The 17,295-nt window shown below is 63.7% G+C and carries 16 protein-coding genes; 8 read left to right on the top strand and 8 right to left on the bottom strand.

The genetic code is table 11. From position 1 onward, the window contains the following. The first annotated feature begins 155 nt into the window (after positions 1 to 155). From EXV95_RS24585 to EXV95_RS24570, 4 genes are all read left to right on the top strand, one after another. Positions 156 to 782: an ANTAR domain-containing response regulator gene (locus EXV95_RS24585; protein ID WP_121419414.1), complete on the top strand. Its 627-nt coding sequence runs from the start codon at positions 156 to 158 to the stop codon at positions 780 to 782. A gap of 507 nt (positions 783 to 1,289) precedes the next feature. Beyond that, positions 1,290 to 2,534, top strand: a complete 1,245-nt coding sequence (locus EXV95_RS24580; RefSeq protein WP_121507101.1) for a CmpA/NrtA family ABC transporter substrate-binding protein — start codon at positions 1,290 to 1,292, stop codon at positions 2,532 to 2,534. Between the two features lie 36 nt (positions 2,535 to 2,570). Next, positions 2,571 to 3,521, top strand: coding sequence for a nitrate ABC transporter permease (ntrB, locus tag EXV95_RS24575; protein ID WP_176888855.1), 951 nt, complete (start codon positions 2,571 to 2,573; stop codon positions 3,519 to 3,521). A gap of 20 nt (positions 3,522 to 3,541) precedes the next feature. Next, positions 3,542 to 4,354, top strand: coding sequence for an ABC transporter ATP-binding protein (locus EXV95_RS24570; protein ID WP_176889176.1), 813 nt, complete (start codon positions 3,542 to 3,544; stop codon positions 4,352 to 4,354). 229 nt (positions 4,355 to 4,583) lie between these two features. Here the strand turns inward: EXV95_RS24570 and EXV95_RS24565 are convergent, their stop codons facing one another. Continuing rightward, positions 4,584 to 5,024, bottom strand: a complete 441-nt coding sequence (locus EXV95_RS24565) for a CBS domain-containing protein (RefSeq protein WP_121419410.1) — start codon at positions 5,022 to 5,024, stop codon at positions 4,584 to 4,586. Between the two features lie 535 nt (positions 5,025 to 5,559). On the opposite strand from EXV95_RS24565, the gene EXV95_RS24560 reads away from it, so the two are divergent. After that, positions 5,560 to 5,850: a DUF4148 domain-containing protein gene (locus EXV95_RS24560; protein WP_055400238.1), complete on the top strand. Its 291-nt coding sequence runs from the start codon at positions 5,560 to 5,562 to the stop codon at positions 5,848 to 5,850. A gap of 84 nt (positions 5,851 to 5,934) precedes the next feature. Then, a complete protein-coding gene (locus EXV95_RS24555) occupies positions 5,935 to 6,228 on the top strand; it encodes a DUF4148 domain-containing protein (protein ID WP_176888854.1) in 294 nt (97 codons plus the stop codon). Between the two features lie 118 nt (positions 6,229 to 6,346). Here EXV95_RS24555 and EXV95_RS24550 read toward each other — a convergent pair whose 3' ends face one another. From EXV95_RS24550 to EXV95_RS24535, 4 genes are read right to left on the bottom strand one after another with little or no spacing between them, the layout of a single operon-like run. After that, positions 6,347 to 7,366 (bottom strand): TRAP transporter substrate-binding protein, encoded by a 1,020-nt coding sequence (locus EXV95_RS24550; protein WP_121507106.1) that lies wholly within the window; start codon positions 7,364 to 7,366, stop codon positions 6,347 to 6,349. Between the two features lie 55 nt (positions 7,367 to 7,421). Next, positions 7,422 to 8,714, bottom strand: coding sequence for a TRAP transporter large permease (locus EXV95_RS24545; RefSeq protein ID WP_121422627.1), 1,293 nt, complete (start codon positions 8,712 to 8,714; stop codon positions 7,422 to 7,424). A 12-nt stretch (positions 8,715 to 8,726) separates the two neighbouring features. Further along, positions 8,727 to 9,248: a TRAP transporter small permease gene (locus EXV95_RS24540; protein ID WP_176888853.1), complete on the bottom strand. Its 522-nt coding sequence runs from the start codon at positions 9,246 to 9,248 to the stop codon at positions 8,727 to 8,729. After that, positions 9,245 to 9,730 (bottom strand): gluconokinase, encoded by a 486-nt coding sequence (locus tag EXV95_RS24535; protein ID WP_176889175.1) that lies wholly within the window; start codon positions 9,728 to 9,730, stop codon positions 9,245 to 9,247. The genes EXV95_RS24540 and EXV95_RS24535 overlap by 4 nt, the downstream gene beginning before the upstream one ends. A 205-nt stretch (positions 9,731 to 9,935) precedes the next feature. Here EXV95_RS24535 and EXV95_RS24530 point away from each other — a divergent pair, with 205 nt between their 5' ends. Further along, the gene (locus EXV95_RS24530; RefSeq protein WP_176888852.1) at positions 9,936 to 10,961 is read left to right on the top strand and encodes a LacI family DNA-binding transcriptional regulator; all 1,026 of its coding nucleotides are present in this window, start codon (positions 9,936 to 9,938) and stop codon (positions 10,959 to 10,961) included. Positions 10,962 to 11,088: 127 nt separating this feature from the next. Here the strand turns inward: EXV95_RS24530 and EXV95_RS24525 are convergent, their stop codons facing one another. Both EXV95_RS24525 and EXV95_RS24520 read right to left on the bottom strand, forming a co-directional pair. Continuing rightward, complete coding sequence (locus EXV95_RS24525; RefSeq protein ID WP_176888851.1) at positions 11,089 to 11,454, bottom strand: hypothetical protein; 366 nt, start codon at positions 11,452 to 11,454, stop codon at positions 11,089 to 11,091. A 198-nt stretch (positions 11,455 to 11,652) separates the two neighbouring features. Beyond that, positions 11,653 to 13,299, bottom strand: a complete 1,647-nt coding sequence (locus EXV95_RS24520) for a methyl-accepting chemotaxis protein (RefSeq protein WP_176888850.1) — start codon at positions 13,297 to 13,299, stop codon at positions 11,653 to 11,655. A 507-nt stretch (positions 13,300 to 13,806) separates the two neighbouring features. On the opposite strand from EXV95_RS24520, the gene EXV95_RS24515 reads away from it, so the two are divergent. Next, positions 13,807 to 15,021, top strand: coding sequence for a nitrate/nitrite transporter (locus EXV95_RS24515; protein WP_121419398.1), 1,215 nt, complete (start codon positions 13,807 to 13,809; stop codon positions 15,019 to 15,021). Between the two features lie 473 nt (positions 15,022 to 15,494). On the opposite strand, the gene EXV95_RS24510 is transcribed toward EXV95_RS24515, so the two are convergent. Continuing rightward, a complete protein-coding gene (locus tag EXV95_RS24510) occupies positions 15,495 to 17,258 on the bottom strand; it encodes a bifunctional protein-serine/threonine kinase/phosphatase (RefSeq protein WP_176888849.1) in 1,764 nt (587 codons plus the stop codon). Between the last annotated feature and the right edge of the window lie 37 nt (positions 17,259 to 17,295).

The raw sequence follows: 17,295 nt of genomic DNA, 5'->3' as shown, positions 1-17,295 counted from the left end.
CGGGTAGCTGCTATCGGGTATGCCCTGCCCATCGACAAACTATTAGCAAGTTTCAGGCCTTGGAAGCTGCCACAACCTGCTGCCAGCCTGCAGCCCCGGAACGCACCGCTTCGATGCACCATTTTGTGGCGTAAAAATTGCTTATGCTCCTGGGTATGAACGAGTCTCTGCGCATCGTGGTGGTTGCCCCGGATCTGGCAGTCGCCGACCCCGCCGACGAACACGCCGTACTTCAGGCGGAACGGTCGCGGGCGCTGCGCATTGGGCTGCTGGAGAACAACTTCAACCTGGTGGCCACCCTGCCTGCCGATGTCTTTCTGAGCGAGCGCATCGCCCAGCTGCAGCCCGACCTCATCATCGTGGACGCCGAAAGCGAGGCGCGCGACGCGCTCGAACATGTGGTGATGGCCACGCGCGACGAGCGCCGCCCCATCGTGATGTTCACCAACGACGAGGACACCTCGCACGTGAAGGACGCGGTGGCGGCGGGCGTGTCGGCCTACATCGTGGCGGGCCTGGCCCCCCAGCGCATCCGCCCCATTCTGGACGTGGCCATGGCGCGGTTCCAGCACGAACAGGCCCTGCGTGCCGAACTGGCCGACGCCAAGACCGAACTGAAAGACCGCAAGACCATCGACCGTGCCAAGGGCCTGCTCATGCAGCGCCAGGGCCTGAGCGAACAGGCCGCGTACGAGAAACTGCGCAAGACCGCCATGGACAAGGGCCTCAAGCTGGTGGACGTGGCCCAGCGCATGCTCGATGTGATGGATCTGCTGGGCTAGGCAGGTGACATCCCCCTGAGGCGCTGCGCGCCTTCCCCCTTCTCTCGAATCGCTGCCGCGATTCGGGAAGGGGGACGATGCCCTCGCTGCGGGGCGGCCCTTGCTTGGCATCCTTCGCCTAGGCCAAGCCCAGCTCAACCAGCTTCTCCCAGATGGTGCGCCGCACAAACGCAGTGCAGCCAGCGCGCATGCACCAACCCTGACCGTTGCAGGCCAAAAATGACCATTTGCGCCTTTCCAGCATGCCTAGGCAGCTATCAAAAGCATAGTAATGGTGGCGCCAAACTGGCGAAAACAGGCTGGCACGCTGCTTGCATTAACCCTGGCAAGACCAAAGACGGTCCCACCACTGACAGCACCAACCCAATGGCGGGCCGGTGCTGACACAAAGCCCCCCAATGGGCTTTGCCATGGACAAAGGCGTCCCTCTCCGAAGCTCGTTTGCGCATGCAATCCGGCCAGGGGAGGACGCCTTTTTTGTTTTCTAACGCACCGAGGAACCGCCCCATGACCGATCTGTTGAAAACCAGCCTCAACCGCCGCACCGTGCTGCAGGCCGCCACCGTGGGCGCTGTGGGCGTGAGCCCGGCCCTGCGTGCCCTGGTGCACGCCCAGGGCTCGGACGCCCCCGAGAAAAAGGAAGTCAAGATTGGCTTCATCCCGCTGACCGACTGCGCCAGCGTGGTGATGGCCTCGGTGCTGGGCATCGACAAGAAATATGGCGTCACCATCATCCCCACCAAGGAAGCCTCTTGGGCCGGTGTGCGCGACAAGCTGGTAAACGGCGAACTCGACTTTGCCCATGTGCTGTACGGCCTGGTCTATGGCGTGCACCTGGGCCTGGCCGGCCCCAAGAAGGACATGGCGGTGCTGATGAACCTCAACCACAACGGCCAGGCCATCACGCTGTCCAAGAAGCTCGCCGACAAGGGCGCTGTCAACGGCGCGGGCCTGGCCAAGCTGATGGCCAGCGAGAAGCGAGAGTACACCTTCGCGCAGACCTTCCCCACCGGCACCCACGCCATGTGGCTGTACTACTGGCTGGCGGCCAACGGCATCAACCCGATGAAGGATGCCAAGGTCATCACCGTGCCCCCGCCACAAATGGTGGCCAACATGCGCGTGGGCAACATGGACGGCTTCTGCGTGGGCGAACCCTGGAACCACCGCGCCATCATGGACGGCATCGGAGTGACCGCGACCACCACGCAGGACATCTGGAAAGACCACCCCGAAAAGGTGCTGGGCACAACGTCCGAATTCGTGCAGAAATACCCCAACACGGCCCGTGCCGTGACGGCAGCCATCCTGGAGGCCAGCAAATGGATCGACGATGGTCTGGCCAACAAGAACAAGATGGCCGAAACCATTGCCGGCAAGGCCTACGTGAACACAGGCGTCGATGCCATCAACCAGCGCATCCTGGGCCGCTACCAGGACGGCATGGGCAAGACCTGGGACGACCCCAACCACATGAAGTTCTTCAATGAAGGCACGGTGAACTTCCCCTACCTCACGGACGGTATGTGGTTCCTCACGCAGCACAAGCGCTGGGGCCTGATCAAGGACCACCCCGACTACCTAAACGTTGCCAAGGCGGTGAACCGCATCGACGTCTACAAACAGGCCGCCACCGCCTCCAAGACACCGCTGCCCAAGAGCGAAATGCGCACCAGCAAGTTCATGGACGGCGTGGTGTGGGACGGCAAAGACCCCGCCAAGTACGCCGACAGCTTCAAGATCAAGGCGTAAGCGCCCTGCCCCACCCACCCTGCCAAGGAGAACACCATGGTCAGTGCCGTCTTTCACTCCCCGTTGGATGCAGCCCCCGTGGTTGCACAGAACGCTATGAATAATGTAGCTATCAGCGCTTCACCAGCAAGCGCCAGAAGCCAAAAACAGTCCAAAGCCGAAACAACGGCGAGCCCCGCCCCTGCCAGTCGCGACTGGGCGGCCCTGTCGCGCAGTTTCTGGATGGCGGTGCTGCCGCCGCTCTGTGGCCTGGGGCTGCTCATCGGTCTGTGGGCGGTGGTATCCACCACCACCGGCGGCAGCATCCCCAACCCGGTGGAGACCTGGAAGCAGGCGCTGGAAATCTTCAGCAACCCGTTCTACCGCAATGGCCCCAATGACCAGGGCGTGGGCTGGAATGTGCTGATGTCGCTGGAGCGCGTGGCCGTGGGCTTTGGCATGGCGGCGCTGGTGGGCATCCCGGCGGGCTTCGTGATCGGGCGGTTCAACTTCCTGTCGCGCATGTTCAACCCGCTCATCAGCCTGCTGCGCCCCGTATCGCCCCTGGCCTGGTTGCCGATTGGCCTGCTGGTGTTCAAGGGCGCCAACCCCGCCGCCATCTGGACGATCTTCATCTGCTCCATCTGGCCCATGATCATCAACACCGCCGTGGGCGTGCAGCGTGTGCCGCAGGATTACATGAACGTGGCCCGCGTGCTGAACCTGAGCGAATGGAAGATCGCCACCAAGATCCTCTTCCCCGCCGTGCTGCCCTACATGCTGACCGGTGTGCGCCTGGCCGTGGGCACCGCATGGCTGGTGATCGTGGCGGCCGAGATGCTGACCGGCGGCGTGGGCATTGGCTTCTGGGTGTGGGACGAGTGGAACAACCTCAACGTCAAGAACATCATCATCGCGATCTTCGTGATCGGCATCGTCGGGCTGGTGCTGGAGTTTGCGCTCATCAAGCTGGCCACTGCATTTACGTTTGAAGAGGTGAAGGCATGAACACGACCACGACCCCCTCGATCCATCCATCGCTGTCCACCAAGTTCATCGAGGTGCACGGCGTCGAGCAGACCTTCAAGACCGCCAAGGGCCTGTTCCCGGCGCTGCGCGACATCAACCTGACGATTGCCAAAGGCGAGTTCGTGGCGCTGATCGGCCACTCGGGCTGCGGCAAGTCCACCTTGCTCAACCTGATTGCCGGGCTGACCACGCCCACCAACGGTGCGCTGCTGTGCGCCAACAAGGAAATCAAGGGCCCGGGCCCCGAGCGCGCGGTGGTGTTCCAGAACCATTCGCTGCTGCCCTGGCTCACCTGCTTTGACAACATCTACCTGGCGGTGGAGCGCGTGTTTGGCGGCAAGGAAACCAAGGCCCAGCTCAAGGCCCGCACCGACGCCGCGCTGGCCCTGGTGGGCCTCACGCCCGCCGGGCAAAAACGGCCCGGCGAAATATCTGGCGGCATGAAGCAGCGCGTAGGGATTGCGCGTGCGCTCTCCATGGAACCCCAGGTGCTGCTGATGGATGAACCCTTCGGCGCACTGGACGCGTTGACCCGCGCCAAGCTGCAGGACGAGTTGCTGGAGATCGTCGCCCGCACCCAAAGCACCGTGGTGATGGTGACGCACGATGTGGACGAGGCCGTACTGCTGTCCGACAAGATCGTGATGATGACCAACGGCCCAGCCGCCACCATTGGCGAGGTGCTGGCGGTGGATTTGCCCCGCCCGCGCAAGCGCGTGGAACTGGCCGAAGACCCGCAGTATGTGCATTACCGCAAGGCGGTGATTGACTTTTTGTACACGCGCCAGGGGCATGTAGAAAAAGCGGCTTGAGCCAACGGTCGGCGGCGGCCCATGCAATCGAAGCAAAAAGGGCTCTGACCAGATACGGTCAGAGCCCTTTTTTGGTGTGCGCCAAGGGCACAGCCTCCGCAAGCGCGCTTTCCCAGACCAGTGCACCCGCGCAAGGGCCGCCCCGCCGCGCTGGGTGCGTCCCCCTTCCCGAATGGCGCAGCCATTCGAGAGAAGGGGGAAGGCGCGCAGCGCCTCAGGGGGTTGTCCTCTAATGGCTACCAGTGATGTACTGCTCCAGCTGTTCAATGATGAATTTCTGCTCGGAGATGATGTCCTTGACCAAGTCCCCGATCGAGATCATGCCCACGAGTTTGCCGTTGTTGTCCACCACGGGCAGGTGGCGCAGGCGGCCGGTACTCATGATCTGCATGCACTGCTCGCTGGTCTGCTCGGGCCGCACAAAGCGTACCGAGGTGGTCATCACATCGCGCGCCAGCGTGGCGGCTGACGTGCGGCCCAGCAGGGCGATCTTTCGCGCGTAATCGCGCTCTGTGAAGATGCCCACGATGGCATCCCCCTCAGTAACCACCAGGGCGCCGATGCCCTTGTCGGCCATGAGCTTGAGCGCATCGAACACCGACGCCGTGGGCGCAATGGTGTGGACAGTGGCGTCCGGTTTGGACTGAAGAATTTTGGCGACTACGGTCATGGAACCTCCCTCGTAACACCTGGAACAGGTACAGAGAGATTTCAGCCCATAAGCCCAACGGGCGCAACCCGCGCAAGCCCGATTTATCCCCCTTTTGGGCCCAGTGTGGCAACAGCGATGCATATGTTTCGACCCTGTTGCATTCGGCCGAACCCGAAACAAACTGAAAAGAACCGAAACGGCGACGAGACGACGCCGCAGCGTCGGCCGGGCACGATACAGCCCATGTCCAACGCACATCCAAAGGAATCAACGCCCACCCTTCTTGCCTCGGATCGATCGCTTGCGACCGGCTGCGGGCCTGAGATTCTTCTCATTGGCCACAGGCAGGATACAAGCGTCTAGATTGTTTCCAAAACTGGAACAGTTAGTTTGCGACCAGCTGGTTTTTCTTCATCCACCTGCGGCGTACAGTTCATCCCATCGATGAGCCGAACCCGCAAGGCGACTCACCGAACCCGGTGCGAAGCAAGTTGTTTTTGATCTTCGCTCCGGCTTTTTTGAGACGCTTTTTTTAACTTCAAGGACTTTCATCATGAACAAGACTGCACGTTTTCTCTCTATCGCCGCTGTGGCTGCTTTCGCTTCGTTGGGTGCCCAGGCTGACGAAGCTGATGGTTCGCAATTTGCCCTGAAATTCGACACGAACCGCACCCGTGCCGAAGTGGTTGCCGAAGCCGCCGCCGCAGTCCAAATGCGCAGCCAGGAGCCAGCAGGCTCCCGCGTGGTGACCTACAAGTCCACGGTAGACCGCGCTGCAGTGCGTGCCGAAGCTGCCGCACAAGCCATGCGCACTGGCCGCGTGGGCCCCGCTGAAGGCGGTTGATTCACCTTTTTGAATCTACGGCTTCGCGCTTCACGTATTCCAGACACCTCGTCCCCATTTTTTGAATTTCACAGGAGTTTCACCATGAACAAGACCGCCCGTTTCCTCTCCATCGCTGCTGTTGCCGCTTTCGCTTCCTTCGGTGCCCAGGCTGACGAAGCCGATGCATCGCAATTCGCCACGAAGTTCGAAACCAGCCGCACCCGCGCTGAAGTGATGGCTGAAGCCGCCACCGTGCCCCAGACCAGCGGCGCCATCCCCGTCGGTTCGCGTGCTCTGGTCTACACCTCCACGGCTGACCGCAATGCAGTGAACGCTCAAGCTGTGGACGCGCTGCGCACCGGCAAGATCTCTTCCGGCGAAATCGGTTCGCTGTAATTTGCCGGGTCTGCGCTGTGGCGCAGACTCTGGATTGCAAATGCAAAAAGGCCGAGGCCCCGCATGGGGCCTCGGCCTTTTCTATTGACGGGGCTGAGCCCCGTCAACAAGCGTTGGTTTACTTGCCAGCCCGTGCCTGCGCCACGGCGCCCTGCACGTCCTTCCACAGGCTTTCACCCACGTTGGCCGCGATGCTCGCGTTCACGGCGCTGAGCTTTTCGCGCATGCGGTTGGCTTCGGCGGCAGGCAGCTCGTTCACTTGCATGCCTTTGCCCTTGAGGTCGGCCAGCGCCTTGTCGGCCTCGGCACGCGTGTCCTGGCGCTCGAAGTCGCGGCTCTTCTTGGCGGCGTCGAGCAGCACCTTCTGCTCGGCCTTCGACAGGCCGTCCCAGTATTTCTTGCTCACCAGCACGATCCAGGGGCTATAGACGTGGTTCGTCACCGTGAGGTACTTCTGCACCTCATAGAACTTGCTCGACAGGATGGTGTTGTAGGGGTTCTCCTGGCCATCCACCGTCTTGGTTTCGAGCGCGGTGAAGAGTTCGGAGAACGGCAGCGGCACCGCGTTGGCACCCAGGGTCTTGAAGCTGTCGAGGAACACGTTGTTCTGCATCACGCGCAGCTTGATGCCGTCCATGTCTTCCAGCTTGTTGACAGGACGCTTGCTGTTGGTGAGGTTGCGAAAGCCGTTCTCCCAGTACACCAGGCCCACCAGGCCCTTTTCCTGCAGCTTGTCCATCACCTTCTGGCCCACGGGGCCATCCAGCACCACGTCGGCTTCCTTGGCGTTGTTGAACAGGAAGGGCGTGTCCCAGATCGCCATTTCTTTGGTGATACCCACCAGCGTGGCGGTGGAGCCCACCATCATCTCCTGCGCGCCACCGATCAGCGCCTGCTGCATTTGCACGTCCGAGCCCAGTGCGGCGGCGCCGATGGCGCGCACCTTCATCTTGCCGCCTGAAGCTTTTTCGACCTCTTCGGCAAACAGCTTGGTGGCACGGCCCTGGTTGGACACTTCGTTGAGGCCGTAGCCAAAACGGATGATGCGCGGCTTGAAGTCTTGCGCAGCCACCTGGAACGAGCAGGTGATGGCGGCCACCGACAGGGCGGCGAGCAGGGTACGGCGGAAAGTTTTCATGGTTGTCTCCATTGGCGAAGGAAAGAAAGGCACGGGAAAAGAGGGCGCAGCATCGTCAACGCATCCACAGAACCGGAGCGGTCACGATCTGCGGAAACACGACCAGCAGTGCCAGGATCAGCACGTAGGTGAAGAGGAACGGGTTCACGCCTTTGATCACGCTGTGCATCGAGATGCGCCCCACCCCGGCCACCACGTTGAGCACGGTGCCCACGGGCGGCGTGATGAGGCCGATGGCGCCGTTGAGCACAAACATCAAGCCGAAGTACACCGGGTCGATCCCCGCCTTGACGGCGATGGGCAGCATCACGGGCGCAAAGATCAGGATGGTGGGCGTGAGGTCCAGCGCCGTGCCGATGAGCACCAGCACGATCATCATCACGGCCATCAACAGGCGCGGGTTCTCCACCAGCGGGCCCAGCCAGCTGGTCAGCACATTGGGCAGGTCGGCCAGCGTGATCATGTAGCTGGCCACCTGGGCACCGGCGCACAAGAACATCACGATGGAAGTCGTCTTGGCCGCGCGCACCAGCACGCCATAGATGTCCGCCAGCTTCATCTCGCGGTGGATGAAAAGTGCCACCGCCAGAGCATAGAACGCGGCCACCACGGCGGCCTCGGTGGGGGTGAAAACCCCCGTCTTCATGCCGCCGATGATGATGAGCGGCATCAGCATGGCCCAGAAGGCGCGTGCCGTGGCGCGCAAGCGGTCCTTGGCGGGCAAGGGTTCGCCCTTAGGCAGATCCAAGCCGCGCAACACCCAGCGCCAGGCAAAGATAAGGCCCGCGCCCATCATCAAGCCAGGCACGATGCCCGACACAAACAGCGCCGAGATCGAGGTGTTGGTCGTCACGCCATAGATCACGAACGGCATGGACGGCGGAATGATGGGCGCGATAATGCCGCCCGAGGCGATCAGCCCTGCCGAGGTGTTCATCGGGTAGCCCTGCTGGCGCATCATGGGCAGCAGAATGGTGGCCAGCGCGGCCGTGTCGGCCAGGGCCGAGCCGCTCATGCTGGCCATCAGCACCGCAGCGCCGATGGCCACATAACCCAGGCCGCCCCGGATATGCCCCACCCATGCCTGCGCCATGTCGATGATGCGACGGCTGATGCCGCCTGAGTTCATCAGCTCACCCGCCAGGATGAAGAACGGCACGGCCAGCAGCGGAAAGCTGTCCACCCCGGCCACGAGGTTCTGCGCGAGCAATTGCGTGTCGAAAAAATCCAGCACCCAGGCCATGCCAGCGCCAGTGAGCACCAGGGCCAGGCCCATGTTCATGCCGGTGCCCATCAGCACCAGCATGCCCAGCGAAAAAACGATAAAAGCCTGCGCTTCGGGTCCCATGGCCATCATCACTTACTCCACCTCGGCACCGTGACCGAGGTCCAGCGGCTTGCGTTGAATCAACTCGATGACCGCCATCACTCCGATGGCCACCGCGCACAAAAAGGCCGGCAGTGGTAGCAACGCCGCCGGGTAGGCCATGACGACGGAGCGGCTGCCCATGCCCACCACTACCTGCTGCCAGGCGCCCCAGGCCAACATGGCGCTGGCGCTGATCACCAGCAGCCGGATCACGGCCGTCAACAGGCCGAAGGCCACCGGCCGCTTTGCCAACAAGCCCGCCAGACTGGTAAAGGCCATGTGCTCACCGGCGGGGTAGGCCGCTGCGGCACCGATAAAAACCATCCAGACAAACAGCAGGCGCGACAGCTCTTCGCTGGCCGCCACGCCGCTGCCAAAGCCGTAGCGCAGCACCACGTTGATGAACACCGCCACAGCCATCACGCCAAGGCAGCTGGCCATCAGCAGCTGGGAGATCCTGGCGAACCGGCTGAGCGACGGCTGCGGTTGCGCTTGTTGTGCAGGGGAATTCATGCCGACTCCTGGGCGGCGATCCAGGCCGAAGCCTGTTGCTGCAGCGTGGCCAGATCCAGCAGCGCATCGAGCCGCAATACGCCCGCCTCGCCCACGGGCGACTCCAGCGTGGCGAACTGGCTGTCCACCAGCGTGCTGGAAAAGAAATGGGTGCCCGCACGCGCTGCTACACGCTGGCCGGCGCTGGCACGGTCGATTTCCAGAAAGACAAACAGCAGTCCCGAACAGGCGTTGCGCAGCCGGTTCCTGTACGCCTTCTTGAGCGCAGAGCAGGTCAAAACCGCACCGCGCGGGTGCACCTGCAGCAATTGCCCTAACGTGGCCAGCCAGCCCTCGCGGTCTTCGTCGGTCAGGGCAATGCCCTGGCGCATCTTTTCGCGGCTGACCGGGCTGTGGTGGTCGTCCCCTTCTATCAGGGGCAGGCCCTGGGCCTGCGCCAGGGCAGAACCCAGGCTGGACTTGCCACACCCGGCCACCCCCATGACCACCAGATACACCGTTGACGGTAAAACACTCATATTGGTAGCGCTATCCCAGCGATCCGTAAAAAAGGCATCCGGTCCCGGATGCCGCCCAAACTGTGGCAACTTCTGCAACTTCATCCAAAATGGCGGGCATCGCCTTGCCCCATTGTTTGGACAGCGCTATCCTAACCAGATCAATCTCAACCCCCATGAGGGTTAACCCTTGAACAAACCCGAGACAAAACGCCGCTCCAGCGGCCGCATCACGCTGAATGACGTGGCCAAGGCCGCTGGGGTCAGCCCCATCACCGCATCGCGTGCCCTGCGCGGCGAGCGCGGCGTGGCGCAAGAACTGGTGCAGCGTGTGAAAGACGCCGCCGCACAACTGGGCTACGTGCCTGACCCCGCCGCCCGCGCACTGGCCTCGCAGCGCAGTGTGCAGGTGCCGGTGCTGGTGCCGCTGCTGTCCAACGCACTGTTTGTAGACGTGCTGGAGGCCGTGCACCGCACCCTCTTCCCGCACGGCTACCAAGCCCTGATTGGCGTGACGCACTACGACCCGCAGGAAGAAGAGCAGCTGCTGCGCACCTACCTGGCCCACCGCCCGGCGGGCCTGCTCGTCACGGGCTTTGACCGCACCGAGGCCGCCCGCCACATGATTGCCGCCAGCGGCGTGCCCTGCGTGCACTTGATGGAAATGACGCCCGCACCCGGCGTGTTCTGCGTGGGCTTTTCGCAGCAGGACGCGGGCCATGCGATGACAACCCACCTGCTGTCGCGCGGCCACAAGAACATCGCATTCGTTGCCGCCCAGCTGGACCCACGCACCATGCAGCGCGCCGAAGGCTACCGCCGTTGCCTGCGCGAGGCGGGGTTGTACGACCCGCGGCTGGAGCTGCTCAGCCCCCAGCCTTCTTCCATCCGCCTGGGCGCAGAGCTGCTGGAGGAAGTGCTGCGCACCCGCCCCGGGGTGGATGCCGTGTTCTTTTGTAACGACGACCTTGCACAGGGTGGCCTGCTGGCCGCACAGCGCCTCGGTCTGGCTGTACCCGGCCGCGTGGCCATTGCAGGGTTCAACGACCTGGCGGGCAGCGACCAGATGCTGCCGCCGCTGACCACCGTGCGCACTCCGCGCTCGGCCATCGGCGAAGCGAGTGCGCAGATGTTGCTGGCGCTGATGCGCGGCGAGGTGCCACCAAAGAACTCGGTGAATCTGGGATTTGAGTTGACGGTACGGGAAAGCACCTGAGCCAAACCGGGCAGACCAAGCGACGCCGCGGCGGGCGTCCACTCGAAAACACCAGGTTGATTTTTGAGTATTTTCAGGCTCCAGCGCTTGATGGACAAGCGCTGGCAGCTATTGTTTTTGCAAAGCGTTAAAGCACTGTCGGGGCTACGCTGCAAGAAGGGTATGCCGCCGTGCAGACGCCCAGCCGGCGCATGATCCACTCGCCCCGCGCGTCTTTCAGCATCGCGTTCCAGGTCGAAAAACTGGACACGCGGCGAATGAACTTCTCCCAGTCGTCGTCCGATGTCTTCTCCAGAAACACAACCTGCTCAGGAACAAACGCGCTGGCACGCAGCAGCGCACCGAAGTCCGGGAACATGGTGTGCCTGGCAACAAAACCGGGCGTGAGCAGTTCGTCCACTGGAATAAAAACAGCCCGGCTGGCGGGCCTTTGCGGATCAACGCGGGGCAACCGGTGGTCCAGGGGCAATACGTTCGCTTGGACGCTTGGCATGGGGGCTCTCCAAGTCTTTTGTCACTGGCGCATGCGAATACACGCTGCACACATCGTGACCGCGAGAACGCACGGCATCTGTGCGCTGTCGCACCGACGAAATACGTCGCCACAACACGTCGAAAATATCAAAACCATAGCTTCCAGCGCTTACCCCATAAGCGCTAGCATCCAAAAAACCCCAAAATTTTGGCCGTGTCAGGCGCGCGCCAGCGCCCTTTCCGACGACGCCTTCATCTCCTTGCGCAACTGCACCGCGTCCCGCGCCTGGCTGAGTGCCGAGGCATCGACGCGGAACACCTTCACGGTCTCGGTCATCGTCTGGGCCTGGCCGCTCAGCTCCATCGCCGACGCCGCGTTTTCCTCCACCAGCGCGGCGTTCTGCTGCGTGATGGTGTCCAGTTGCGCCACGGCGGCGTTGACCTGAGAGATGCCGCTGAGCTGTTCGTTGGACGCGCTGTGAATTTCGCCGATCAGCGTGTTCACGCGGCGCACCAGCTCCAGCGATTCGGTCATGGTCTTCTGCGCTGCGTCGGTCTTTGCGTGGCCTTCGCTCACCTTGGTGGCCGAGTCGTCGATGAGCTGGCGGATTTCCTTGGCGGCCGAGAGCGTGCGGTGCGACAGGCTGCGCACCTCGGAGGCCACCACCGCAAACCCGCGCCCCTGCTCACCCGCACGCGCGGCCTCCACGGCGGCGTTGAGCGCGAGGATATTGGTCTGAAACGCAATGGAGTCGATGAGCTGGGTGATCTCGCTGATGCGGCCGGAGGCAGTCTGGATCTGCTTCATGGTGCTGGCCACGCCGTCCACGGCCTCGCTGCTGCGCTCAGCCACCTGGGTGGCCTGGGTGGCCAGCACGGCGGCCTGGCGGGCCGATTCGGCCGTCTGCTTGACGGTGCCGGTGATTTCCTCCATCGACGCCGCCGTCTGCTCCAGGTTGCTGGCCTGGGCTTCGGTGCGTTCCGACAGGTCCTGGTTGCCCTGCGCGATCTCGCGGGTGGAAAGCTGCATGTGTTCGCTCTCCTGGCGCGCATCGCGCACGATGGACAACAGGTTCACATTGAGTTGGGCCAGCGCCTTTTGCAGCTGACCCACGGTGTCGCTGCGCGACGCCGCAATCTTCTGGGTAAGGTCTCCTGCAGCCATGCGGTTGGCCCAGCGCAGCATCTGCGACAACGGCGCCACGGTGGCCCGGTGCAGGTACACCGCCATGCCCAGCGCCAGCAGCACCACGCCCAGCCAGGCTGCGCCAGCCGCGACGGTCATGGTGTGCCCGCCCAGCAGCGCGGCCCCCCACGACGCGAACACCAGCAGCAGCGTGCACAGCATGATCTTGCCGAGCGGCCCGAGCTGCACTGCGCGGGCCATGCGCCCCCAGAGCGTGTTCTTGACGATCTGCCCCTCGCGCAGCACGTGCACCAGGGTTCCAGCCTGTTTTTCGGCCTGCATCTGGCGGTAGAGCTGGTCGGCGGCCTGTATCTGGTCGCGGGTGGCCTCGGTGCGCACGGACATGTAGCCCGTGGGCTGGTCGCCCTGCATGAGCGGGGTGACGTTGGCCATCACCCAGTAGAACGTGCCGTCCTTGCGCCGGTTCTTGACCGGGGCCGACCACGGGTTGCCGCTGGCAATGGTCTCCCACATGTCGCGGTAGGCCTCCTCGGGCATGTCGGGGTGTCTGACGATGTTGTGGGGCTGGCCCAGCAGCTCTTCCTTCTCGTACCCGCTGACCTCGATGAACATCGGGTTGCAGTACAGGATGCGGCCCTTGAGATCGGTGGTGGACACCAGGGTCTGGCCTTTGGGGAACGCATATTCCTGCGTGCTGATCGGGAGATTGACGCGCATGGGGACCCTCCTCAGGGAATGCCTCGTCACCTCATAACCGGGCAACACGGCAACGGATGAACCGAATACATCCTATGTTGAATTTTTATGATTTGAAACACCTAAGTGGCTCTGCTGGTTTGCAGCCACCAAATTGGTGCATCGCGCCAAAAAAGTGCATCACACCGGAGCACGCTGCACTAACTTGGGCTGGCAGGCAATTTTAACTTCAAATTTGATAGCAAAAGACTCTCGATAAGCAAGCGCCAGCTGCCGTTTTTACTCAAACCAAGTGCCACCAGAACTTGGCACATCCTTTGCATGTTCAGCACCACGGTCAACGCTGGCCGTGTGTCAGCCCGGTGCAACGGCGGATTGGGCGAACAAGACGTTGGCGTCTTCATGGAATGTGTGGGGCTTGCAAACAAACCAGCAAGCCCGCGCGGCCCGTGTTGGCGCCTTTTTGTTTTTCTGCCCGGTTGTGGGTGTGCTTGCAGCAGCACAGCAGCCTCTTTGCGCTAGATCGCCATGCTTCAATTTCGAGAGTTTCTCAAGTCCGGCCACGCCCCCACGCTGTGGTCGTCCTTTCTGTATTTCGGTTTCTCGTGCGCAGTCTGGGTGATCAACGGTGCCATGGCACCGTTCATCCGCGATGCCTTCCAGCTCACGCCGACGCAGATGGGCATGATGCTGTCCATTCCCATCTTTGCGGGCGCCCTCATGCGGTTTCCGCTGGGCATCCTGGCGCAGTACATCGGTCGCAAGAACGCCACGCTGGTCGAGATGGCGGGGATCTTTGTGGCCATGGGCTACGGCTACCTGTTCGTGCATTCGTACAACGACCTGCTCGCCATGGGCATCCTGCTGGGCGTGGCGGGTGCCAGCTTTGGGGTGGCCCTGTCACTGGGCTCGGGCTCGTTCCCGCCGCGCTACAAAGGCCTGGCCATGGGTATCGTGGGAGCCGGCAACGTGGGCACTGCGGTGGCAGCCCTGCTCGCGCCCATGCTGGCGCAGAAGTTTGGCTGGCAGGCCGTGTATGGCTTTGCTGCCGTGAGTGTGGCGATACCCGCGCTGGTGATGGCGGTGTATGCCAAGGAGCCGCCCGACCTGGCACCCCACGCCAGCTTCCGTGAACACATCGCCTGCCTGTTTGAAAAAGACGGCTGGGCCTTCAGCCTGATCTACGCCGTGACTTTTGGCGGCTTCATTGGCCTGACCACCTTCTTGCCCAGCTACTTTTATGACCAGTTCGGCGTGAGCAAGGTGGCAGCCGGCCAACTCACGATGATGGCGGCATTCCTGGGCGCGGCCCTGCGCGTGTTTGGTGGCTGGCTGTCGGACCACTGGGGCGGTGTGAACACCCTGACCGGCGTGCTGGCCATCACCGCCGCCAGCATGGTGCTGTGTGGCCTGGCCGAAAAATCACTGCCCGTGACCATGCTGCTGTTCCTGGTGTGTTTTGCGGCCCTGGGGGCAGGAAACGGCGCCCTGTTCCAGCTGGTGCCGCTGCGCTGGCCACTGGCCACGGCGGTGGCAGGCTCGATGATCGGCGAGATCGGCGCGCTGGGCGGCGGCCTCATCCCCAATGGCATGGGCATCTCGCGCCAGTACACCGGCACCTACCTCTGGGGCTTTGTGGGCATTGCGGTGTGCGCGCTGGCCATGCTGGTGCTACTGCGGGTGATGCAGATCCGCTGGACGCGCACGTGGGCGGAAAAGGGCGGTCGGGCACGCAGTGCCTGAGCTGGCGCAGCCAGCCAACGCGCAGCGTTGCCCGCACTTTCGCTAGAAGGGTGGACGTGCGCGCAGCGCATGACCGGCGTAGCCGGTGAGCGCGCAGCGCATGACCGGCGTAGCCGGTGAGCGCGCAGCGCATGACCGGCGTAGCCGGTGAGCGCGCAGCGCATGACCGGCGTAGCCGGTGAGCGCGCAAGCGCTCGCCACACTTCCAGCAAAAGGGCGGTCGGGCACGCAGCGCCTGAGCTGGCGCAGCCAGCCAACGCGCAGCGCTGCCCGCGCTTTCGCTAGAAGAGTGGACGTGCGCGCAGCGCATGACCGGCGTAGCCGATGAGCGCGCAAACGCTCGCCACACTTCCAGCAAAAGGGCACTCGCTCAATGGGCGTCGTGCATGCACGGTTTTTGACCAAAACAAGCCCCAGCGCTTATCTCATAAGCGCTAAAAGCTATGTTTTTAATAGCAAATCGCCGCGAAAGCTCACCGCGGCAAAAACAGCAGCCAATAAATCAACAGCACATTCACCAGCACGCTCACGGCCAGAGCGATCTTCCACAGGGCCGTGGCATCGCGCTGCATCAGCGGCTGGGGCCCGGTCGCCGACAGGGGGCGTGAGGCGCCGCGCTCCAGGGCCAGCAGCAGTTCCTCGGCAGTTTCAAAACGCTGGGCGCGGTTGCGGGCCACGGCCTTCAGGGCAATCTGGTCGAGCCAGATCGGCACGCCCGGGTTGTGGCGGCTGGGGGGCACCGGGTCGCGGTGGTAGCGGCCCAGCTGGTACTGCACCACCTCGCCATAGGGCAGGCGCCCGTGGCTGAGCAGCTGGTACAGCGTGACCCCCAGCGCAAACAGGTCGCTGCCCGCGTCGGGCAACTGACCGGAGGGGTCGCCGCCCTTTTCATAGCCCGGCCACTGCTCCGGGTTCATGTAGCTGGGGGTTCCGGCGTGCAGGCGGCGGGTGGCCTCGGGCTCGCGGCCTGAGAGGGCCACGCCCAGGTCCAGCACACGCAGCACCCCGTCGTCGCCCAGGTGCAAGTTGTCGGGCTTGATGTCGCGGTGCACCACGCGCTGGCGGTGCAGCCAGCCCAGCACGCGCGCGGCCTGCACGGTCACCGTCACAGCCTGCCCCACGGCCAGGTGCTGGCGATGGCGCAGGCGCTGCCCCAGCGTGTCACCGGAATGCCAGTCGTACAGCAGGTAAAACGCGCTGGCTGCGGCGCCATCGCCAAAGCCGCCGTCCCCCACCGGCCAGTCGTTGAGCCGCGCCAGATGGGCGGCGGCCTGGCCCGACTGCATGCGCCGCGCCACCCAGGCCTCGTGCGCCAGCGTGGCGCGTTCTTCGGCGTCGTGGGCGCGCGCGGGCAGCAGGGTCTTGAGGGCATACAGCCGCTGCGTGGCTCCGTCGCGCACCTGGTACAGCCGGTGGATACCGTTGTCGGCCACGATGGCTGTCACCGTAAGGCCGTCCACGGTGTCGCCCACCTTGAGCAGGGGCAGCACGGGCAGGTCCTGGGCGCGGCGCGATTCGTCTTGCAGCGTGGCCTCGACAGCGCCCTGCACCCGCACCACCAGCGCGGTCACGTTGTCGCTGCTGCCACGGCGCAGGGCTACCTGCACCAGCTCGTCGGTGAGCGCCTGGGCCGGTATCTCCTGGCGCAGCAGCTGGCGCAGTTCGCGCTCGGGCACGCTGCCGTGCACGCCGTCCGACAGCAGCACAAACAGGTCGCCGCTGCGCAGCTCGCCCTGGCTGTAGTCCACCACCACGTGGTCGTCCAGGCCCATGGCGCGGGTGAGCTGGTGCCTGAGATCATGCTGCGCCATGACGTGGTCGGTGGTCAGCTGCTGCAGGCGGCCCTCGCGCACCAGGTAGGCGCGCGTGTCTCCCACATGGGCCAGCGTGTACGACTGGCCACACAGCACCAGCGCGGTCAGTGTGGTCAGCCCCACCGCAGGCTGGCGGCGCCGGTTCATGGAGGCGAGCCAGCCGTTGTGGGCGGACAGGATGCGGTCCAGCGCCACCGTGGTGTCCCAGGTGTCGGGCGTGGCGAAGTAGTCGTTCACCAGCGTGTTCACTGAAGTCTGGGCGGCCTCGCGGCCATTGCCGCCGGTGCTCACGCCGTCGGCGATGGCCGCGATGGCTCCGCGCTCACGGTCGCGCCCCCGGCCCAACACGAGCGCGGCGAAGTCTTCGTTCACCTCCTTGCGCCCGGCCTGCGAGGTGTGGCCGAAATCCAGTTCAAAAGTCATGCACCAGCTCCTTGCAGGTTCCGTGCCCAAGGTGGTG

It is taken from the genome of Acidovorax sp. JMULE5, assembly GCF_013376875.1.
Lineage (GTDB): Bacteria > Pseudomonadota > Gammaproteobacteria > Burkholderiales > Burkholderiaceae_C > Acidovorax > Acidovorax facilis.
This window is presented reverse-complemented; position numbering and strand designations above follow the sequence as displayed.